The 18,982-nt window shown below is 63.4% G+C and carries 14 protein-coding genes and 2 riboswitches; of the genes, 7 read left to right on the top strand and 7 right to left on the bottom strand.

Annotation, left to right across the window (positions count from 1 at the left end; translation table 11 throughout):
• The first annotated feature begins 47 nt into the window (after window positions 1-47).
• Together IGS58_RS15545 and IGS58_RS15540 are read left to right on the top strand one after the other, a co-directional pair.
• A complete protein-coding gene (locus IGS58_RS15545) occupies window positions 48-1,256 on the top strand; it encodes an NAD(P)/FAD-dependent oxidoreductase (RefSeq protein ID WP_230521972.1) in 1,209 nt (402 codons plus the stop codon).
• A gap of 59 nt (window positions 1,257-1,315) precedes the next feature.
• Window positions 1,316-1,882 (top strand): RrF2 family transcriptional regulator, encoded by a 567-nt coding sequence (locus tag IGS58_RS15540; protein WP_230521971.1) that lies wholly within the window; start codon window positions 1,316-1,318, stop codon window positions 1,880-1,882.
• Between the two features lie 18 nt (window positions 1,883-1,900).
• On the opposite strand, the gene IGS58_RS15535 is transcribed toward IGS58_RS15540, so the two are convergent.
• The 4 genes from IGS58_RS15535 to IGS58_RS15520 form a co-directional block, all read right to left on the bottom strand.
• Entirely contained in the window at window positions 1,901-2,242 is a 342-nt protein-coding gene (locus IGS58_RS15535) for a hypothetical protein (protein WP_230521970.1), read from the bottom strand.
• A 36-nt stretch (window positions 2,243-2,278) separates the two neighbouring features.
• On the bottom strand, window positions 2,279-4,963 hold the full coding sequence (gene mgtA, locus IGS58_RS15530; RefSeq protein ID WP_230521969.1) for a magnesium-translocating P-type ATPase: 2,685 nt from the start codon (window positions 4,961-4,963) through the stop codon (window positions 2,279-2,281).
• A 395-nt stretch (window positions 4,964-5,358) separates the two neighbouring features.
• On the bottom strand, window positions 5,359-5,973 hold the full coding sequence (locus IGS58_RS15525; protein WP_230521968.1) for a TetR/AcrR family transcriptional regulator: 615 nt from the start codon (window positions 5,971-5,973) through the stop codon (window positions 5,359-5,361).
• Between the two features lie 22 nt (window positions 5,974-5,995).
• Complete coding sequence (locus IGS58_RS15520) at window positions 5,996-7,213, bottom strand: Bcr/CflA family efflux MFS transporter (RefSeq protein ID WP_230521967.1); 1,218 nt, start codon at window positions 7,211-7,213, stop codon at window positions 5,996-5,998.
• 162 nt (window positions 7,214-7,375) lie between these two features.
• Between IGS58_RS15520 and IGS58_RS15515 the strand changes: the two genes are divergently transcribed.
• Window positions 7,376-7,534, top strand: a complete 159-nt coding sequence (locus IGS58_RS15515) for a hypothetical protein (RefSeq protein ID WP_161789584.1) — start codon at window positions 7,376-7,378, stop codon at window positions 7,532-7,534.
• Window positions 7,535-7,710: 176 nt separating this feature from the next.
• Here the strand turns inward: IGS58_RS15515 and gcvP are convergent, their stop codons facing one another.
• The 3 genes from gcvP to gcvT all read right to left on the bottom strand — a co-directional run bounded on the left by gcvP (window position 7,711) and on the right by gcvT (window position 12,287).
• The gene (gene gcvP / locus IGS58_RS15510; RefSeq protein ID WP_230521966.1) at window positions 7,711-10,611 is read right to left on the bottom strand and encodes an aminomethyl-transferring glycine dehydrogenase; all 2,901 of its coding nucleotides are present in this window, start codon (window positions 10,609-10,611) and stop codon (window positions 7,711-7,713) included.
• A gap of 103 nt (window positions 10,612-10,714) precedes the next feature.
• Window positions 10,715-11,095: a glycine cleavage system protein GcvH gene (gcvH, locus tag IGS58_RS15505; protein WP_034784168.1), complete on the bottom strand. Its 381-nt coding sequence runs from the start codon at window positions 11,093-11,095 to the stop codon at window positions 10,715-10,717.
• Window positions 11,096-11,165: 70 nt separating this feature from the next.
• Window positions 11,166-12,287 (bottom strand): glycine cleavage system aminomethyltransferase GcvT, encoded by a 1,122-nt coding sequence (gcvT, locus tag IGS58_RS15500; protein ID WP_230521965.1) that lies wholly within the window; start codon window positions 12,285-12,287, stop codon window positions 11,166-11,168.
• A 74-nt stretch (window positions 12,288-12,361) separates the two neighbouring features.
• Window positions 12,362-12,467: riboswitch (glycine riboswitch) on the bottom strand.
• A gap of 28 nt (window positions 12,468-12,495) precedes the next feature.
• A riboswitch (glycine riboswitch) is annotated at window positions 12,496-12,582 on the bottom strand.
• Window positions 12,583-12,751: 169 nt separating this feature from the next.
• On the opposite strand from gcvT, the gene IGS58_RS15495 reads away from it, so the two are divergent.
• The 4 genes from IGS58_RS15495 to IGS58_RS15480 all read left to right on the top strand — a co-directional run bounded on the left by IGS58_RS15495 (window position 12,752) and on the right by IGS58_RS15480 (window position 18,979).
• Window positions 12,752-13,324: an ATP-dependent Clp protease proteolytic subunit gene (locus IGS58_RS15495; protein ID WP_230521964.1), complete on the top strand. Its 573-nt coding sequence runs from the start codon at window positions 12,752-12,754 to the stop codon at window positions 13,322-13,324.
• Window positions 13,325-13,471: 147 nt separating this feature from the next.
• On the top strand, window positions 13,472-14,107 hold the full coding sequence (locus IGS58_RS15490) for a phosphatase PAP2 family protein (protein WP_230521963.1): 636 nt from the start codon (window positions 13,472-13,474) through the stop codon (window positions 14,105-14,107).
• 184 nt (window positions 14,108-14,291) lie between these two features.
• Window positions 14,292-17,819, top strand: coding sequence for a chromosome segregation protein SMC (gene smc, locus IGS58_RS15485; RefSeq protein ID WP_230521962.1), 3,528 nt, complete (start codon window positions 14,292-14,294; stop codon window positions 17,817-17,819).
• Window positions 17,816-18,979, top strand: coding sequence for a cell division protein ZipA C-terminal FtsZ-binding domain-containing protein (locus tag IGS58_RS15480; RefSeq protein WP_230521961.1), 1,164 nt, complete (start codon window positions 17,816-17,818; stop codon window positions 18,977-18,979). The genes smc and IGS58_RS15480 overlap by 4 nt, the downstream gene beginning before the upstream one ends.
• The last annotated feature ends 3 nt before the right edge of the window (window positions 18,980-18,982 follow it).

Below are 18,982 nucleotides of genomic sequence, written 5' to 3'. Positions count from 1 at the left end.
ATAACGCGGAGTGATATAGTCTGCGTTATCAAATCAAGGAGAAAAACATGACACAGCGCGTATTGATCATTGGTGCCGGCTTTGCCGGATTGTGGAGTGCCCTGGCAGCCGTGCGTCGCCTAAGGCTGGAAAACATTGCCGCAGGCGAGATCGAAGTGGCGCTGGTGGCGCCGGAAGCCATGCTGACGATGCGCCCCCGCCTGTACGAACCGGCGCCCGCCAGCATGGTGGCGCCGTTGCAGCAACTATTTGACGAGACGGGCGTGCGCTTCATCGCCGGCAAGGTCGATGCCATCCGCAGCGACAGCGACGAAGTCGACATCGTCGCTGCCGATGGCAGCCGTTCGACCCTGGCCTACGACCGCCTGGTACTGGCGGCCGGTAGCAGCCTGTTCCGGCCGAATATTCCGGGTCTGCAAGAATTTGCTTTCAGCGCCGACCAGCGCGATGACGCGGTGGCGCTCGATGCGCACCTGCATGCGCTTGCGGCCCGGCCAGCATCCTCCGCGCGTAATACCGTCGTGGTGGCCGGCGGCGGCTTCACGGGCATCGAGCTGGCGGCCGAGCTGCCGGCCCGCCTGCGCGCCATCCTGGGCGAAGATGCCGATATCAAGGTGATCATCGTCGAGCGGGCGCCCGACATCGGCCCGGATCTGGGGCCGGGACCGCGCCCCGTGATCGAGCAGGCGCTGGCGGAGCTGGGCGTGGCATGCCGGCTCGGTTCGGCGGTGGCCGCCATCGACGCGGATGGATTGACGACGGCCGATGGCGAGCGCATCGAGGCGTCCACCGTGGTGTGGACGGCGGGCGTGCGGGCCAGTGCGTTGACGGCGCAGGTTCCCGGTGAGAAAGACGCCGCGGGACGCCTGCGGGTGGCGCATGATTTGCGCGTGCCTGGCGCCGGCAAGGTCTTTGCCACGGGCGACGCCGCCGTTGCCGCCACGGATGACGAAGGCAATCACACGCTGATGAGCTGCCAGCACGCCATGTTCCTTGGGCGCTCCTCGGGCGACAATGCCGTGGCTGACCTGCTGGGACTGGCCACGCGGCCCTATCGCCAACCCTATTATGTGACCTGCCTGGATCTGGGAGCATGGGGTGCGGTCGTGACGCAGGGCTGGGAGCGCAAGGTGTGGCTGACGGGCAGCGAGGGCAAGGCCATGAAGGTGGCCATCAATGGCCGTGTGATTTATCCGCCTGTCGATAGTGCCGCGGCGCTGGCCGCCGCCGATCCGGCGTTCGAGCTGTCGCTGTAGCCTTGCGGCTGCAAACGGGGAGTGCTACAGTCCCCGTTTTGCAACGGAGGAATGGCATCATGGCACATTATGGAAGCGGCACCGAGTATGGCTTGCATTGCCTGCTATATCTGGCACAGCCGCTTGCCGAGCCTGCCAGCAGCCGCGACTTGGCGGAGTTGCAGGGTATTTCCGTCTCCTTCCTGGCGAAAATCTTTCCCAAGCTGGAGAAGGCGGGCATCGTGACCGCGTCGGAAGGCATACGCGGCGGTTATCAGCTGGCGCGCCCGCCCGGCGACATCAGCGTGCTCGAGGTGGTGGATGCCATCGAAGGCCCGAAACCCCTGTTCGATTGCCAGCAGATCCGCAGCCGCTGCACCCTGTACGAAGGCGAGCCGCCGGGCTGGATGACCAGCGGCGTATGCGGCATCCATGCCCTCATGCTGCGCGCCGAGAAAAGCATGCGCGCCGAACTGGGCAAGACCACCTTGCTTGACTTGGCGCAAGGTTTTGGCAGTGTCGCGCCGGCCGGTTTTGGCGCGGATGTGCAGGGCTGGTTCAGCGGCCGCGTGCAGGAGCGCAGCGAGGCGCGCATCGCCGCCGTGCGCGGACCGAAGTCGCGCCGCATCAAGGACGATGTGGTTTGACGCTCATTTGACGCTACTTCACGGTTTCAACAGCACGGTATCGACCAGGCTGCCAATCCAGCATACCACCAGCACGCCCACGGCCACCGTCATGGCGGGGCCGTCATTGGCGGACAGGGCATCGACTTTTTCCACGATCAGCTGCACGTCGAAGGGCAGGGCACCGCTGTCGATCTGTGCCATTATCTGGTCCAAACGTGCCATGATCTGGCGCACTACGATCACCAGCGCGACCAGGGCCGGCACGAGGAAGAGGCAGCCGCGTGCCTTGCGTTGCAATACGAAATGCCCGCTGCCGGGAAAAACCAGGGCCGACAGCAGCAGGGCGAGATTACGCTTGGAAGGAGGGGAGCCGCTCATGCGTGCCTTGTGTGGGTGGAAGAGCGGCTCATCATACTATTGCCAGCCGAATTTGCGCAGATACACGCGTTTCATGAACGTCGTCAGCACCGTGTAGCAGACGAGGATGCCCAGCAGCCAGGGGAAGTAGCCCAACGGCAAGGCCTGCAGCTTGAAGTAGGTCGCCAGCGGACCCATCGGCAGGAAGACGCCCACAGCCATGATGGCGGTGGTGGCCACCAGCAGGGGCACGGACGCGATGCTGTCGATGAAAGGCAGCTTGGGCGTGCGGATCAGGTGCACGATCAGGGTTTGGGTCAACAGCCCCACGACGAACCAGCCGGACTGGAACAGGGTTTGCTGCTCTGGCGTATTCGCGCCAAACACATGCCACATCAAGATAAACGTGCTGATGTCGAAAATCGAGCTGATGGGGCCAAAAAAGACCATGAAGCGGCCGATGTCGCGCGGATTCCAGCTCAGCGGCTGCTGGATCAGTTCGGCGTCGACATTGTCGAAGGGAATGGCGATCTGCGACACGTCATACAGCAGGTTCTGCACCAGCAGGTGCAGCGGCAGCATGGGTAAAAACGGCAAAAAGGCGCTGGCCACCAGCACGGAAAACACATTGCCGAAGTTCGAGCTGGCCGTCATGCGGATGTATTTCAGCATGTTGCTGAAGGTGCGGCGGCCTTCCAGCACGCCTTCTTCGAGCACCATCAGGCTCTTTTCCAGCAGGATGATGTCGGCCGCTTCCTTGGCGATATCGACGGCGGAATCGACGGAAATGCCGATGTCGGCCGCGCGCAGGGCGGGCGCGTCGTTGATGCCATCGCCCATGAAGCCGACGATGTGACCATTGCCGCGCAGGGCGCGCACGAGGCGCTCCTTGTGCAGCGGGCTGAGCTTGGCAAACACGGTATTGTCTTCCGCTGCCCTGGCCAGGGTGGCGTCGTCCATGTCGTCGAGCTGCGGGCCTTGCAGCACGCCATGCACGGCCAGGCCCACTTCGCGGCATATCTTCGCCGTCACGAGGTGATTGTCGCCCGTCAGGACTTTCACGGTCACGCCATGTTCCGCCAGCGCGCGCAGTGCTGGTGCCGTCGATTCCTTCGGCGGATCGAGGAAGGCCACATAGCCGATCAGGGTCAGCGCCGTTTCATCGGCCACGCCGTACACGGTCTTATGGGGCGGCACTTCCTTGACGGCCACGGCCACCACTCTTAAGCCTTCCGCATTCAGGCCATGCGTGGTTTCCAGCACCTTCGCCAGCAGGGCCGCATCGAGGGGAATATTCACGCCGCCCAGGCGCAGATGGCTGCAGGCGGCGAGGATTTCCTCGACGGCGCCCTTGCAGATCAGTTCATGGTGGTCATTCTTTTCGGAAACGACGACGGACATGCGGCGGCGCACGAAATCAAACGGGATTTCATCGACTTTCACATAATCGCGGGCCAGCTGCATTTCCGTCTGCAGCTCAACATGGTCAAGCACGGCCCGGTCCAGCAGGTTTTTGAGGCCCGTCTGGTAGTGGCTGTTCAGATAAGCGAATTGCAGCACTTCGTCGGAGGGCTGGCCGAACACGTCCGTGTGGCGCTCGAGCACGATCTTGTCCTGCGTCAAGGTGCCCGTCTTGTCCGTGCACAGCACGTCCATGGCGCCGAAGTTCTGGATGGCGTCCAGGCGTTTCACGACGACTTTCTTTTTCGACAGTTTCACGGCGCCCTTGGCCAGGGTGCTGGTGACGATCATGGGCAGCATTTCCGGCGTCAGGCCGACGGCGACGGACAGGGCAAACAGGAACGCTTCCATCCAGTCGCCCTTGGTCCAGCCATTGATGAGGAACACGAGCGGCGCCATCACGAGGGCGAAGCGGATCAGCAGCCAGCTGACGCTGTTGACGCCCGCTTCGAAGGCCGTCGGCGTACGCTCGGTGGCCGTCACGCGCGTGGCGATGGTGCCGAAGTAGGTGCGGTTGCCTGTGGCCAGCACCAGCGCCGTGGCGGCGCCGGAGATCACGTTGGTGCCCATGAACAGCAGGTTGGCCAGTTCCATGGGATCGCGGCCCGCACTGTCGGCCAGTTCGGCCATTTTTTCCACCGGCAAGGATTCACCCGTCATGGCGGCCTGGCTGACGAACAGGTCTTTTGCGGAAAGCAGGCGGCAGTCGGCGGGAATCATGTCGCCGGCCGACAGTACGATGAGGTCGCCCTGCACCAGCTGGCGGATCGGCAGCTCGACCTGCTGGCCGTTGCGCAGCACGGTGGCCGTATTGCTGACCATGGCTTTCAGGCGCTCGGCGGCCCGGTTCGAGCGGCCTTCCTGCACGAAGCGCAGCAGGGTCGACAAGATCACCATGGTGCCGATGACGATGGTGGCCTTCGGGTCTTCCGTCAGGTAGGACACGATGGCCAGCACGGTGAGCAGCAGGTTGAACGGATTCTTGTAGCACAGCCACAGGTGCTGGTACCAGGCCAGCGGTTTTTCATGCTCGACTTCATTGGGGCCCGTTTGCGCGCCGATGACTTGCGCCTCGGCATCGCGCAAGCCTTCGATGCGCGTGTGCAGGCGGTTCAGCGCCGTATCGAGGTCTTCATGGGCGGCAGCCAGCAGCTGGCGCGCCAGGTGGTCGGGCACTGGGCGGGCCGTGCTGTTTTCCAGTGGCATGGCGCGCCGGCGGAAGTGGCCGGCCGTATGGCGCTTGCGCAGGAACGATTCGAATAAGCGGGTGAAGAGATTCATGGCTCTTCCTTTCACGACGAGGTGTTGACGGGCGGCGCAGCCGCAGGCAAGACTTGCGTGCCGCCAACGCAACATGGCGAGGCATGGCGCTGGCGGGCAATCCGGGTCAGTAGCCGGTCGCGATCGGAAAGAGGGGGAGAGGCGCGCAGCCGTACTGGCCGCGCGAGACACCGCACCTTGCTCAGCAAGGCACGGAGAAAACGGAATTCCGCGTTGCTTGCTGTTTAGCTGCCGAGGCAATCACCGATACAAGATCGGCTACTGTCACTAGAACAAGTACCCACGTGGGACTCCGTAAATGAATAATGAGGGCATCTTATGGATGTGCTGCAAGAGTGTCAACTGAAGAAATCTTAGGTTTCCAAAGTGTAATGTGGGTGTTGCAGGCCACCTGCTCAGCCATGTTGCGTGGCCATCGCCAGCGAATCGGACAATATCTGCCACAAGGCCGCGTGGCGCTGCTGCAGCGCGGCGCCGCCCGCGTAGATTAGCTCCACGTGCAGGCTGTCGACGATGCCCAGATAGGCTTGCGCATACAGGTCGACGCGTTGCGGCGGCAGCGCGGGCGCCAGCCGGCCCAGGCTGGCCACGAAGTGCTGCTGCAATTGCGCCAGCAGCGCTTCGTAACCCGTGCCGACTTCGATGCGCAGGGGCGCGGGCGGCAAATACGCCGTGCGCAGCAAAAAGCGCAAATGGGCCGAGTCCGCATAGCGCTGCGCCATGCGGTCGCAGTACAGGGAGCCGGCCAGAGCACTGCCGGCCGTGGCCGCCAGCGCCGCTTCATCGGCGAAACAGGCATCCATGAAGGCTTGCTCTTCGGCCAGGGCGTCGGCAAAGACGTCGAGGAACAGGGCATCCTTGCCGGCGAAGTGCGAGTACAGCGAAGCCTTGCGCATGCCCGCCTGCCCGGCGATGTCGCTGAGGGACGAGGCATCGTAGCCATGCTCCGAAAAGTGCACGACGGCAACGGCACAGATGTTATCGGCCGAAGCCGAGCGTTTTTTCATCATTGGGGTGAGTGTGAGTGAGGCGTCAGTGCGCTCCGAGGCTGCTGGCATGGACCGGATGGATGCGCGCAGTAGCCAGGGTCAGCCATGATACCAGCAGGCCGGCCACGGTCAAGAACAGCAGCCAGGGCAGTGGCCCCCATTCGGACAGGCTGGCCGCCAGCGGCGTGGCCAGCGACGACAAGGTCATCTGGATGGCGCCCAGCAGGGCGGCCGTGGAGCCGAGCGCGCGCTGCTGCGAACCCATGGCCATGGCCATCAGCGCCGCTTCCGCGATGCCCAGGCCAAACAGGGCCACGAACATGCCCGGCACGACGGCGGCGATGCCTGCTCCCGCCCAGGCACCGAGCAGGGCCAGTCCCGCGCCGCCCAGCATGGCCGCGCTGCCCGTCACGCTCAATCGCGCCACGCCATACTTTTCCACCAGGCGGCCGCTGGCCATCGCACCGAGCAGCACGGCCACGCCCGTGGCGCCGAACACCAGGCCGAAACTGCCGGCGGACAGGCCGAAGTCGCGCTGGTACACGAGCGACGCTCCGCCGATATAGGCAAACAGGAAAAAGAATGTGGCCGACAGGGCCAGCGCGGGCAGCAGGAAGGCGCGATCCAGCGCGATGCGCGCATACGTGCGGTGCATGCCGCGCGGCGAGACGCGGCGGGCGCGGGGCAGCGTTTCCGGCAGGAACAGCGCGCTATTGAGCAGGGTCAAGACACCGAGCGCGGCCAGGGCCAGCATCACGGCGCGCCAGCCGTAATGCGCGTCGAGCAAGCCGCCCACGGCCGGCGCCAGCACGGGCGCCAGGCCCACGATGGTCATCAGGAGGGCAAACAGCTGCGCCGCCTGCACGCCATCGGCCACGTCGCGCACCATGCTCATCACGACGACCAGGGTCAGCGCCGCACCCAGGCCCTGCAGGGTGCGCGCCAGCAGCAGGGTGTTCAATTGATCCGCCTGTGCCGCCCACACGGCGGCAAGAATGTAGACGGCGATGCCGGCCAGCAGCGGACGGCGCCGGCCCAGCATGTCGGTCAGCGGGCCGCACAGCAGCTGCCCGCCGCCCAGGGCCAGCAGGAACACGGTCAGGCTCAGCTGCACATTTGCATACGAGGTGTGCAGCTCGCGCGCCATGGCGGGCATCGAGGCCAGGTACATGTCGATGCCGGCCGGACCGAGCACGGCGACCAGGGCCAGGGAAGCCGCCAGCCCGAGACTGGCGGCGGGAAGAGGGGTTTGCTGCTGCATTGCGCTTCCTTTGTATCGTCAAAAAACACGGCATGGACATTGCCGTCTTTTTTATTGTACACTGACTACCTACCGATAGGTAGCTACTCAATAAAGGCAAAGGATGACGACGATGATGAACGTAACAATGGCGGCTGCGCCGCATCTGCGGGGAGAGCGGACATGACGGAAGTGGGTATTTCGCTCAGCGGCGTCGCTGTCGCACTGCTGTTTGCCGCCTGGAGTTCGCACCGCGCCCGCTGCGAGCGGCGCGATGTCGTGCTGTTGACGATGCTGGGCACCGTGCTGGGGTTGCCGGGCGCGGCCTTGCTGGCGTTGTAGGTCGGATTAGGTCTGAAGGACCGTAATCCGACAGCGCCACATAGGTCAACAATGTTGTCGGATTACGCGCTTGCGCGCTAATCCGACCTACGTGGATGTGCAGGCATAAAAAAAAGGCAGGCCGCGTGGCCTGCCTTCTTGTCGTCGACACGCCCGCGGAAGCGGGCGCCCGGCGCTTACTCTTCTTCGTATGAGCTGATAGGTGCGCAACCGCAGAACAGGTTGCGGTCGCCGTACACGTTGTCGGCGCGGCCGACTGGTGGCCAGTATTTGCGCTGGCGCAGGGAAGCGACGGGGTAGGCGGCGATTTCGCGGCTGTACTTGCGTTCCCAATTGTCCGACATCAGCACCTGCGCCGTGTGCGGCGCGTTTTTCAGCGGGTTGTCGTCGTGGTCGAATTCACCGCTGGCGACCTTGGCGATTTCCGCGCGGATGGCGATCATGGCGTCGATGAAGCGGTCGATTTCCACTTTCGATTCGCTTTCCGTCGGCTCGATCATCAGGGTGCCCGGCACGGGGAAGCTCATGGTCGGCGCATGGAAACCGAAGTCCATCAAACGCTTGGCCACGTCTTCGTTGCTGATGCCGGTGGCGTCCGTGATCGGGCGCAGGTCCAGGATGCACTCGTGCGCGACCAGGCCGTCGTGGCCCGAGTACAGCACGGGGTAGTGCGGCGCCAGGCGGCGCGCGATGTAGTTCGCCGCCAGGATCGCCGTCTCGGTCGCTGCCGTCAAGCCTTCCGCGCCCATCATGGCGATGTACATCCACGAAATCGGCAGGATGCTGGCCGAGCCGAATGGCGCGGCGCTGACGGCGCCGATGCCGGCCACATCGCGCTGGTAGCCCGAGGAACGCTGGTTCGGCAGGAATTTCGCCAGGTGGGCGCCGACGCCGATCGGGCCGACGCCTGGTCCGCCGCCGCCGTGCGGGATGCAGAAGGTCTTGTGCAGGTTCAGGTGCGACACGTCGCCGCCAAACGAGCCGGGAGCGGCCACGCCGACCAGCGCGTTCATGTTGGCGCCGTCGATGTAGACCTGGCCGCCGTGCGAGTGGATGATCTCGCACAGTTCCTGGATGCCTTCTTCAAACACGCCGTGGGTGGATGGGTAGGTGACCATCACGCAGGCCAGGTTGGCGCTGTGCTTTTCCGCTTTCGCTTTCAGGTCGGCCAGGTCCACGTTGCCGTTGGCGTCGCAACTGGTGACGACCACCTGCATGCCGACCATGTTAGCCGATGCCGGGTTGGTGCCGTGCGCCGACGACGGGATCAGGCAGATGTTGCGGTGGCCTTCGCCGCGCGATTCGTGGTAGGCCTTGATCACCAGCAGACCCGCGTATTCACCCTGCGAGCCGGCGTTCGGCTGCAGCGAGACGGCCGCGTAGCCTGTCAGCGCGCACAGCATCTCTTCCAGCTGCGAAATCATCTCGCGGTAGCCGACCGTTTGCGCATCGGGAGCGAACGGGTGGATGTTGGAGAACTCGGGCCAGGTGACGGGAATCATTTCACTCGTCGCGTTCAGCTTCATGGTGCACGAGCCGAGCGGGATCATGGTGCGGTCCAGCGCCAGGTCCTTGTCGGCCAGGCTGCGCAGGTAGCGCAGCATTTCGTGTTCCGAGTGGTAGCTGTTGAAGACGGGGTGGGTCAGGTAGGCGCTCTCGCGCGCCAGCTGTGTCGGCAGGGCGCTGGTGACGCCAGCTTCCACGCTGTCCAGGTCAGGTGCGGCAGGCGCGTTGACCAGGCCGTGCGCGAACACTTTCCACAGCAGCGCGATATCGTCGCGCGTGGTGGTTTCATCGAGCGACACGCCGACATGGGTATTGTCGATCTTGCGCAGATTGACGCCGTGGTGCATGGCCGTCGCGTGCAGTTGCGCCGCATCGGCAACGTTGATGGTCAGGGTGTCGAAGTAGCTCGCGTTGACGACGCCATAGCCGAGGGTCTTCAGGTTGGCGGCCAGCACGCCCGTGTAGCGGTGCACGCGCTGGGCGATCTGCAGCAGGCCGGCAGGACCGTGGTAGACGGCGTACATCGAGGCCATCACGGCCAGCAGCACTTGCGCCGTGCAGATGTTCGAGGTCGCTTTTTCGCGGCGGATATGCTGTTCGCGCGTTTGCAGGGCCAGGCGATACGCCTTGTTGCCTTGCGCATCGACGGTCACGCCGACCAGGCGGCCCGACATATTGCGCTTGAATTCATCGCGCGTGGACAGATAGCCCGCGTGCGGGCCGCCGAAACCGAGCGGCACGCCGAAGCGCTGGCTGTTGCCGACGACGACGTCGGCGCCCCATTCGCCCGGCGGCGCCAGCATGGTCAGGGCCAGCAGGTCGGCCGCGACGATGACCATGGCGCCGTTCGCGTGCAGTTTTTCCACGCCGGCGCGGTAGTCGCGCACGACGCCGTTGACGCCAGGGTATTGCAGCAGCACGCCGAAGCAGGCGTCCAGCGACTCGATTTCAGCCGGGTCGAAGGTACGCACTTCGATGCCGATCGGCTGGGCGCGCGTCTGCACCACTTCCAGGGTTTGCGGCAGCACGTCATTGGCGACGTACAGCACGTTCGACTTCGACTTGCCCACGCGCTGGATCAGGGTCATCGCCTCGGCGGCGGCCGTGCCTTCGTCCAGCATCGAGGCGTTCGAGATGCCCATGCCGGTCAAATCCGTGATCACTTGCTGGAAGTTCAAAATCGCTTCCAGGCGGCCTTGCGAAATCTCTGGCTGGTATGGCGTGTACGCCGTGTACCAGGCCGGGTTTTCAAAGATGTTGCGCAACACGACGCCAGGGGTGAACGTGTTGTAGTAGCCCTGGCCGATCAGGGATTTCAATACCTGGTTCTTGCCGGCGATGGCTTTCAGGCGCGACAGGGCTTCCTGTTCCGGCATCGGCTGCGAGTACGCGCCCAGGGGCAGGGCGCCCTTGTTGCGGATGTTGGCCGGTACCAGGGCGTCGATCAGCGCGGCGCGCGATGGATAGCCGAGGGTCGCCAGCATGGCTTGCTGTTCGGTGGCAGAAGGGCCGATGTGGCGGGCGATGAAGGCATCGCGTGCTTCGAGTTGGGTCAGGCTGGTGCGGGTCATGATATAGAGGCCAAAAAAGACTGAAAAACCGGGATGCGGCGCGCGGGCGCAGCGCAGAAAAAATGCAAACGGGCCGCGATTGCGGCCCGTGAGTCAAACGCGATTAGGCGCCGGTGGTGGCGCCATAGGCGGCAGCGTCGAGCAAGCCGTCCAGGGCCGACACGTCGGCTGGCTTGATCTTGAACAGCCAGTTGGCGTAGGCGTCGGCGTTGATCGACTCAGGCGAGTTGACCACGTCGTCGTTGACGGCCACGACTTCGCCGGCGATCGGCGCGTAGATGTCGCTCGCTGCCTTGACCGATTCCACCACGGCGGCGTCGTCGCCGGCGCCGTAGGTATTGCCCACGGTTGGCAGTTCGACGAAGACGATGTCGCCCAGGGCGTCCTGCGCGTACTCGGTGATGCCGACGGTGATCGTGCCGTCGCCTTCAAGGCGTACCCATTCGTGGGAAGCGGTGTACTTCAGTTCTGCAGGAATGTTCATGTGTGGCTCCAGATGGTAAGTGTTCGTTATTGATTATGGTTGTACGGTCTTGCGGGCGGCTCTAATACGCTTACGCAGCCAGGATTTTACCGTTACGCACGAAAGGCAGCTTGACAACGGAAGCGGCCAGCTGCTTGCCGCGGATTTCCACGTGCACGGTGTCGCCCACGTTCACGCCGTTCGGCACGCGCGCCAGGGCAATCGCTTCCTGCATCGTCGGGCTGAAGGTGCCGCTGGTGATTTCGCCCGTGGCTTCGCTGCCGGCGATGATGACTTTCTGGTGGGCGCGCAGCACGCCGCCTTTTTCGCGCAGGATCAGGCCCACGAATTGCGCGTTCTGGCCTTTGGCCAGCAGGGCGGCCTTGCCGATGAAGTCGCGCTCGCTGACCAGGTCGATGGTCCACGCCAGGCCCGCGTCGAGCGGGTTGACGGTTTCATCCATGTCCTGGCCGTACAGATTCATGCCCGCTTCCAGGCGCAGGGTATCGCGCGCGCCCAGGCCCGCCGGCTTGACGCCGGCCGCTGCCAGGGCGTTCCACAGCGCTTCCACCTGGGTGGCGGCCACGCCGATTTCAAAGCCGTCTTCGCCCGTGTAACCGGTGCGCGCCAGCATGACTTCGCCGAAAGCCGTGTCCTTGACGATGACGACGTTGAATGGCTTGATGGCTTCGGAGGCGGCTTGCGTTTCCGGCAGCACTTGCCACACCTTGGCGCGGGCGTTCGGGCCTTGCACGGCGACCAGCGCCATGGCGTCATTGCCGTCGCGGCGCTGGGTGATCGTCAGACCGCTGTTGGTGCTGGTATTTTGCCGCTGCATCCAGGCCACGTCTTTTTCCGCCGTGCCCGCGTTGACGACCAGGCGGAACCAGTTTTCATTGAAGAAGTAGACGATCAAGTCATCGATGACGGTACCTTCGGCATTGAGCATGCACGAGTACAGCGCCTTGCCCGACACTTGCAGCTTGTCAACGTTGTTGGCCAGCAAGCCGCGCAGGAAAGCGCGCACGTTCGGACCTTCGATATCGACCACGCACATATGGGACACGTCGAACATGCCGGCATCGCCGCGCACGGCATTGTGTTCTTCGATTTGCGAGCCGTAGTTGACGGGCATGTCCCAGCCGCCGAAATCGACCATGCGGGCGCCGAGGGCACGGTGGGCGTTATTGAGTGGGGTCGCTTTGAGCGTCATGGATTCCTCGGGACGAAGGTAAAAGGGGAGTTAACAAAACATAGAATAGCCAAACACGGCTTTCCAGCGTGATCACTGACCCCCCTGTCCTTTGTACCTGAGAGATTACGGGGGCTTGCCCCGTGCGCCCCTTCGGTGGGCCGCCGGCAATAGCCGCGGCCGCTCTCCAGAGTTGAGCTGAAACGTGTCGCCAAAGCAACAGCTTCAGTCCGCCTGATCGGTCCTTTTGCCTGAGAGTTTTTGGGTAGTGCCCCTTCGGCGGCAACGCTGGTTTGCCCTCTCCCGATCAAGTGGGAGGAATATATGCCAGCAGGGTGTTTCTGTCAATCTGAAAAGACGTTGCCAAATTGCAGCAAAAGCCCCGGTTTGCGGGGCTGGCAGGGGGCTGGAGACGCCGCAAAAGGGCGCCCGGCCGCGCGGGAATGCGCTATGATGAAATCCTGGCTTTCTTGCGGGTGCCTGCCATGAACACTACACAAAGCGAGACGCAAAACAACACCGAGCAGCACGGTTACTTTACCCTCTCGGGCGACGTCAACAGTGACATGGTGCGGCGCGTCTTCAACGCCGTGGCCGACATCACGGAAGACAAGCTCACCACTGCGCACATTTTGATCCAGTCCAACGGCGGCTATGTCAGCGATGGCATCTGTCTGTACAACTTCCTCAGCAAGTTGCCTTTCGACATCATCACCTATAACGCGGGCGCCGTGGCTTCCATCGCCGTCACCCTGTTCCTGGCGGGGCGGCACCGCCACGCCAGCGACACGGCCCGTTTCATGGTGCACAAGTCGCATGCGACAGCCTCGCCCGGATCGCGCCCCGACGCGCTCAGCATCATCGTCGAGGGCTTGCGCGCCGACGACATGCGCACCGAGCGCATCCTGCGCGGCCACGTCAGCCTGACGGAAGAGCAGTGGCAGGTGCACGCGTATTCCGACCTGCATCTGACGGCCGACCAGGCGCTGGAAGTGGGCATGATCGAATCGATCCGCGACTTTGCGCCGCCCAAGGGCAAGCGCTTGACGAATATCTGACGCGTGCCTTGCAATGCCCGGCGGATGGTTTCGGCGTGGAAATTTTGTAATCGAATGTAATTCTTCGCTGCAGCACAGCAAAAGCCGCGCGGAACAGCACTGAGTCGTGGCATAGTGCAAGCTGATCATGAAATAAGTGCAGGCACGATGACTTGGTGGAATGGAATTTCTTTTGCGGCCGATATGGCCGTGATGGGGCCGGCTGGCGTGGCGATCGCCCTGTGGCTGCTCGTTTCGCGCCAGTGGCGCCTGGTACTGAGCTGGAGCCTGTGGTACGGCGGCGGCCTGGCCCTCGTGGTGCTGTCGAAGCTGGCCTTCATGAGCTGGGGTGTGGGCAGCAGCGTGCTCGATTTTACGGGTTTCAGCGGCCACGCCATGCGCGCCGGCGCCGTGTTTCCCGTGCTGATGTATGTGCTGCTGCAGCGGGCCGCACCGCGCTGGCGCCATGCCGGCGTGCTCGTCGGCGTGGCGTTTGCCGTGCTGGTGGCTATTTCCCGCGTGGTCGTCCATGCGCACAGCGTGTCGGAAGCCGTCAGCGGCTGCGTGCTGGGCCTGGCGCTGGCGCTGGGCTTCATGTGGAATGCCCGCGGCACCGTCAATTTCGCCGTCAGCCATGCGCTGGCGCTGGCCAGCCTGGTGCTGATGGTGGTGCTCAGCTTCAAGGCCGAACCCATGCCGACCGAGCAATGGCTGCAAAAACTGGCCCTGGTGCTGTCCGGCCATGAGCGAGTTTTTTCCCGCGAAGACTGGAAACTGGCACAGGATGGCCGCCCAGCCCCATGATGCGGGACAGGCTGGCGCCTGGCGCCACGGTTTTTTGGCCAGAAAAGCATCAGGAAATGATATGATGAACCACTTTTTTTGCGGTGCATGGCCAGACAGCCGCCGCGATGGTGCATCTGAAGTGAATATGAACCGGGTTCACCCATAATATAACCGCCAGCATAGGCCAGGAACTCTAAAACACGTGCGTCTCTCTTCCATCAAGTTGTCGGGATTTAAGTCTTTCGTCGATCCCACCAATTTCCAGGTGCCAGGCCAGCTCGTGGGCGTGGTCGGGCCGAATGGCTGCGGCAAGTCGAACATCATCGACGCCGTGCGCTGGGTGCTGGGCGAATCGAAAGCGTCGGAACTGCGCGGCGAGTCGATGCAGGACGTCATTTTCAATGGTTCCACGCACCGCAAGCCGGCCGGCCGCGCCTCGGTCGAGCTGGTATTCGACAACAACGATGGCAAGGCCTCGGGCCAATGGGGCCAGTACGCCGAGATCGCCGTCAAGCGCACCCTGACGCGCGACGGCACGTCCACCTATTACATCAATGGCCAGCCCGTGCGCCGGCGCGACATCCAGGATATTTTCCTTGGCACGGGCCTCGGTCCGCGCGCCTACGCCATCATCGGCCAGGGCATGATTTCGCGCATCATCGAATCGCGCCCCGAAGAATTGCGCGTCTTCCTGGAAGAGGCGGCCGGCGTCTCCAAATACAAGGAACGCCGCCGCGAGACGGAAAACCGCTTGCAGGACACGCGCGAGAATTTGCTGCGCGTGGAAGACATCTTGCGCGAACTCAATGCCAACCTGGAAAAGCTGGAAGCGCAGGCGGCCGTGGCCACCCGTTTCCACGCCTTGCAGGCGGACCAGGAAGAAAAACAGAAACTGTTGTGGTTGCTGCGCAAGAACGAGGCGCAAAACGAGCAGACGCGCTATTTCCGCGAAGTGGAACAGGCGCAGACGGACCTGGAAGAGCAGACGGCCAAGCTGCGCAATGTGGAACTGACCCTCGAGCAGATGCGCCAGGCGCACTTTGCCGTGGGCGACCGTTTGCACACGGCGCAAGGCCATCTGTACCAGACGAATGCGGAAATCGGCAGCCTGGAAGCGCAGATCAAGTTCGTCATCGAATCGCGCGCGCGCCTGCAGGCGCAGCTGGCGACACTGACGGCCCAGCGCGACCAGTGGACGCAGCAAGGCGGCGAATACCAGGAGCAGATCGAAGAGGCGGAATTTCATCTCGAAGAGCTGGCTGCCAAGGTCGAGCAATCGCAAATGATGGCGGAGCAGAAGGGCGAACAATTGCCCGAGCTGGACGCCGCCTGGCGCGCCGCGCAAAACAAGAGCACGGAATCGCGCGCACGGATCATGCAGGCCCAGCAGCAGCTGGAACTGGAATCGGCACACCAGCGCAACGCCTCGAACATCCTGGCCAGTCTCTTGAGCCGCCGCGAGCGCCTGCAGCAGGAAAAGAACAGCCTGAGTTTGCCCGACAGCAGCCATCTGGAAAACCTGAAACTGCAGCTGGAAGAAAAGCAGCAAACGCTGGAAGAACAGGGTTTCTATCTAGAGGAAGCGCTGGAGCAGCAGCCCAAACTGGAGCAGGAACGGGCCGAGGCGCAGGCGCAAGTCAATGCCGAGACGGCGGCGAATGCCCAGCTGGAAGCGCGCCTTTCCGCTTTGAAACAATTGCAGGAACGGGTACAGACCCAGGGCAAGGTTCAGCCATGGCTGAAAAAGCACGAGCTCGACACCTTGCCGCGCCTGTGGCAAAAGCTGCAGATCGAAGCGGGCTGGGAAGCGGCCATGGAATCGATCTTGCGCGAGCGCACGTCGGCCCTGCAACTGTCGAACATCGACTGGGCCAAGGCATTCTTTGCCGACGCGCCGCCGGCCAAGCTGGCCCTGTATGCGCCATCCACCGTGGCGCCGCTGCCGATGCCGGAAGTGGCGGGTCTGAAACCGTTCCTGAACTTGCTCAAACTCAATGATCCGGGCTTGCGCGGCTTGCTGCAGGATTGGCTGTACAACGCCTACGCCGTGGAAGACGCAGCCGAAGCCCTGGCCGAACGCGCAAAATTGCCGCCAGGCGGCTACTTCGTCACGCGTGCCGGTCACGTGGTCACGGCCACCAGCGTGCGCTTCTATGCGGCTGATTCGGAGCAGGAAGGCATGCTGGGCCGCCAGCAGGAAATCGAGAATATCGGCAAACAGTTGCGCGCCCAGCAATTGCTGGCCGAAGAGGCGCGCGCCCGTTCCGTACGGGCCGACGCGGCCGTGGGGGCCTTGACGCGCAACCTGTCCGACCTGCGCCTGCGCATCCAGCAACTGACGGCGTCCGTGCATACCTTGCAGCTCGACGTGGTCAAATTGTCGGAAGTGGAAGCGCGTTTCAACCAGCGCAGCACGCAGATCGGCGCCGACCTGGCCGAAATCGCCGCGCAGGAAGCGGAACAGATGCAGACCAAGCTGGAATCGGAAGAAAAATTCGAACAGCTGGACATGGAGCTGGGCAACTTGCAGGAAGCGCACGAAGACGGCCATACGGACTTCCTGCAGAAGGAACAGCGCCTGGCCGAAGCGCGCGAAGCCTTGCGCGACCTGGAGCGGGCCGCCAAGGATACGGAATACGCGGAAAAAGCCCAGCGCGCGAAGATCGAGGAGTTGCGCCGCAACATCGCCACGGCCAGTACGCAGGCCCAGCAAGTGACTGCCAGCCTGCAGGCGGGCGAACTGGAACTGGCCAACCTGGAAAGCGGCGCGGCCGCCGACGGCTTGCAGGACTTGCTCGAGCGCCGCACGACGCAGGAGCGGGCGCTGGCCGATGCGCGCCATGAGCTCGATCAGATCACGCAGCAGCTGCGCCTGTCCGAAGATGCGCGTACGCAATCGGAACGCAGTCTGCAGCCGCAGCGCGACAAGATCATGGAAATGCAGCTCAAGGAACAGGCCGCGCGCCTGAACCAGGAGCAATTCGCCCAGCAATTGCTGGAGTCGGGCGCCGATGAAGCTGTCCTGACGGAAAAATTGCACCCGGACATGCGTCCGTCGTATCTGCAGGGCGAAGTGACGCGTTTGACGAATGCCATCACGGGCCTGGGCGCCGTCAACCTGGCCGCGCTGGACGAGCTGGCGCAGGCATCCGAGCGCAAGAATTTCCTCGATGCCCAGAATGCCGACCTGACGGAAGCGATCAATACGCTGGAAGACGCGATCCACAAGATCGACAAGGAAACGCGCGACTTGCTGCAAGACACGTTCGACAAGGTCAACCATCACTTTTCCGAGCTGTTCCCGATTCTGTTCGGCGGCGGCCAGGCGAAACTGACCATGACGGGCGACGAGATTCTCGATTCCGGTGTACAAGTCATGGCGCAGCCTCCCGGCAAGAAAAATGCCACCATCCACCTGTTATCGGGTGGAGAGAAGGCGCTGACCGCGACCGCATTGGTGTTTTCCATGTTCCGCCTGAATCCGGCGCCGTTCTGCCTGCTCGACGAAGTCGATGCACCGCTGGACGATTCGAACACGGAACGCTTCTGCCGCATGGTCAAGCGCATGTCCGACCAGACCCAATTCCTTTTCATTTCGCATAACAAGATTGCGATGGAAATGGCCCATCAATTGATCGGTGTGACGATGCAGGAGCAGGGCGTATCGCGCATCGTGGCGGTGGACATGGAGTCCGCCGCAAATTTTGCAACCGAGGCACAAGCAGCATGACAGACCTTCAAATTACCTTGTTCGGCGCCGGCGGCGTCTTTATCGTCGGCGTTTTCTCGTATAACAAATGGCAGGAATACAAGGCCAAGAAAAGCGTGGAACGGGCTTTTTCCACTGACCACGACGACGTGCTGATGCGCGAGGGCGACGCCCCCGCGGTGGAAGCCCAGGAACCCGTCTTGCGCCAGGAGCCGCGCTTCGACGCGGCGCCCGCCGCCAAGGCCGAACCATCGTTCGGCGCACCGCCAGCGGCCCCCGTACCTGACGCGCCCGTGCATGCGGAACCGTCGCTGGCCGATGCCGACCCTGCACCCGCCGCTCCTGCCGCGCCGGCGCAGCAGGAAGTCAGCGCCGCCAGCGAACAGGCGACCAGCCTGGTCGACCCGCTGATCGATTGCCTGCTGCCCCTGTCGCTGGAAGCGCCCGTGCGCGGGGACAAGATACTGCCCGTGCTGCAAACCCTGCGCCTGGTGGGTAACAAGCCCGTCCACTTCATCGGCTTGCACGTGAATGGCGACTGGGAACCGATCACGCATGGCGGTGTCTACACCAAGATGCAGGGCGGCGTGCAGCTGGCCAGCCGCAGCACGGCCTTGAATGAACTGGAATACTCGGAACTGGTCACGCGCCTGCGCGGTGTGGCCGACGAGATTGGCGCCGAGCCGGAAGTGCCCGACATGATGGAAGTGATGGCCGAAGCGCGCAATCTGCACCGCTTCGTGGCCGGTCACGATGCCCAGCTGGGTGTGAACCTGCACACGAATGGCGCGCCATGGGCCATTTCCACCTTGCTGTTCGCGCTGGAAAAACAGGGCTTTGACGTGCGTCCTGATGGCCGTTTCGTCATGCCGGACGGCGACGGCGGCTATCTGTTCTCGCTGTCGACGAATGTCACCCTGGCCGAAGAAACGACGCCACGCCTGACCCTGTTGCTGGACGTGCCATGCGTGGCGCCCGCGCGCGACGGTTTCGGCGCCATGGTCGCCTGCGCCAAGGCACTGGTGGGCCGCCTGGACGCTACCATCGTCGACGATTACAACCAGGCCTTGTCCGATGCGGCACTGGCCGAGATCGCCGGCCAGGTGCAAGAGTTTTACCAGGAAATGGAGGCGGCCGACATTCCGGCCGGCTCCACCCGCGCCCTGCGTTTATTTAGCTGAAGA

It is taken from the genome of Janthinobacterium sp. EB271-G4-7A (assembly GCF_020858075.1).
GTDB lineage: Bacteria > Pseudomonadota > Gammaproteobacteria > Burkholderiales > Burkholderiaceae_D > Janthinobacterium > Janthinobacterium lividum.
This window is presented reverse-complemented; position numbering and strand designations above follow the sequence as displayed.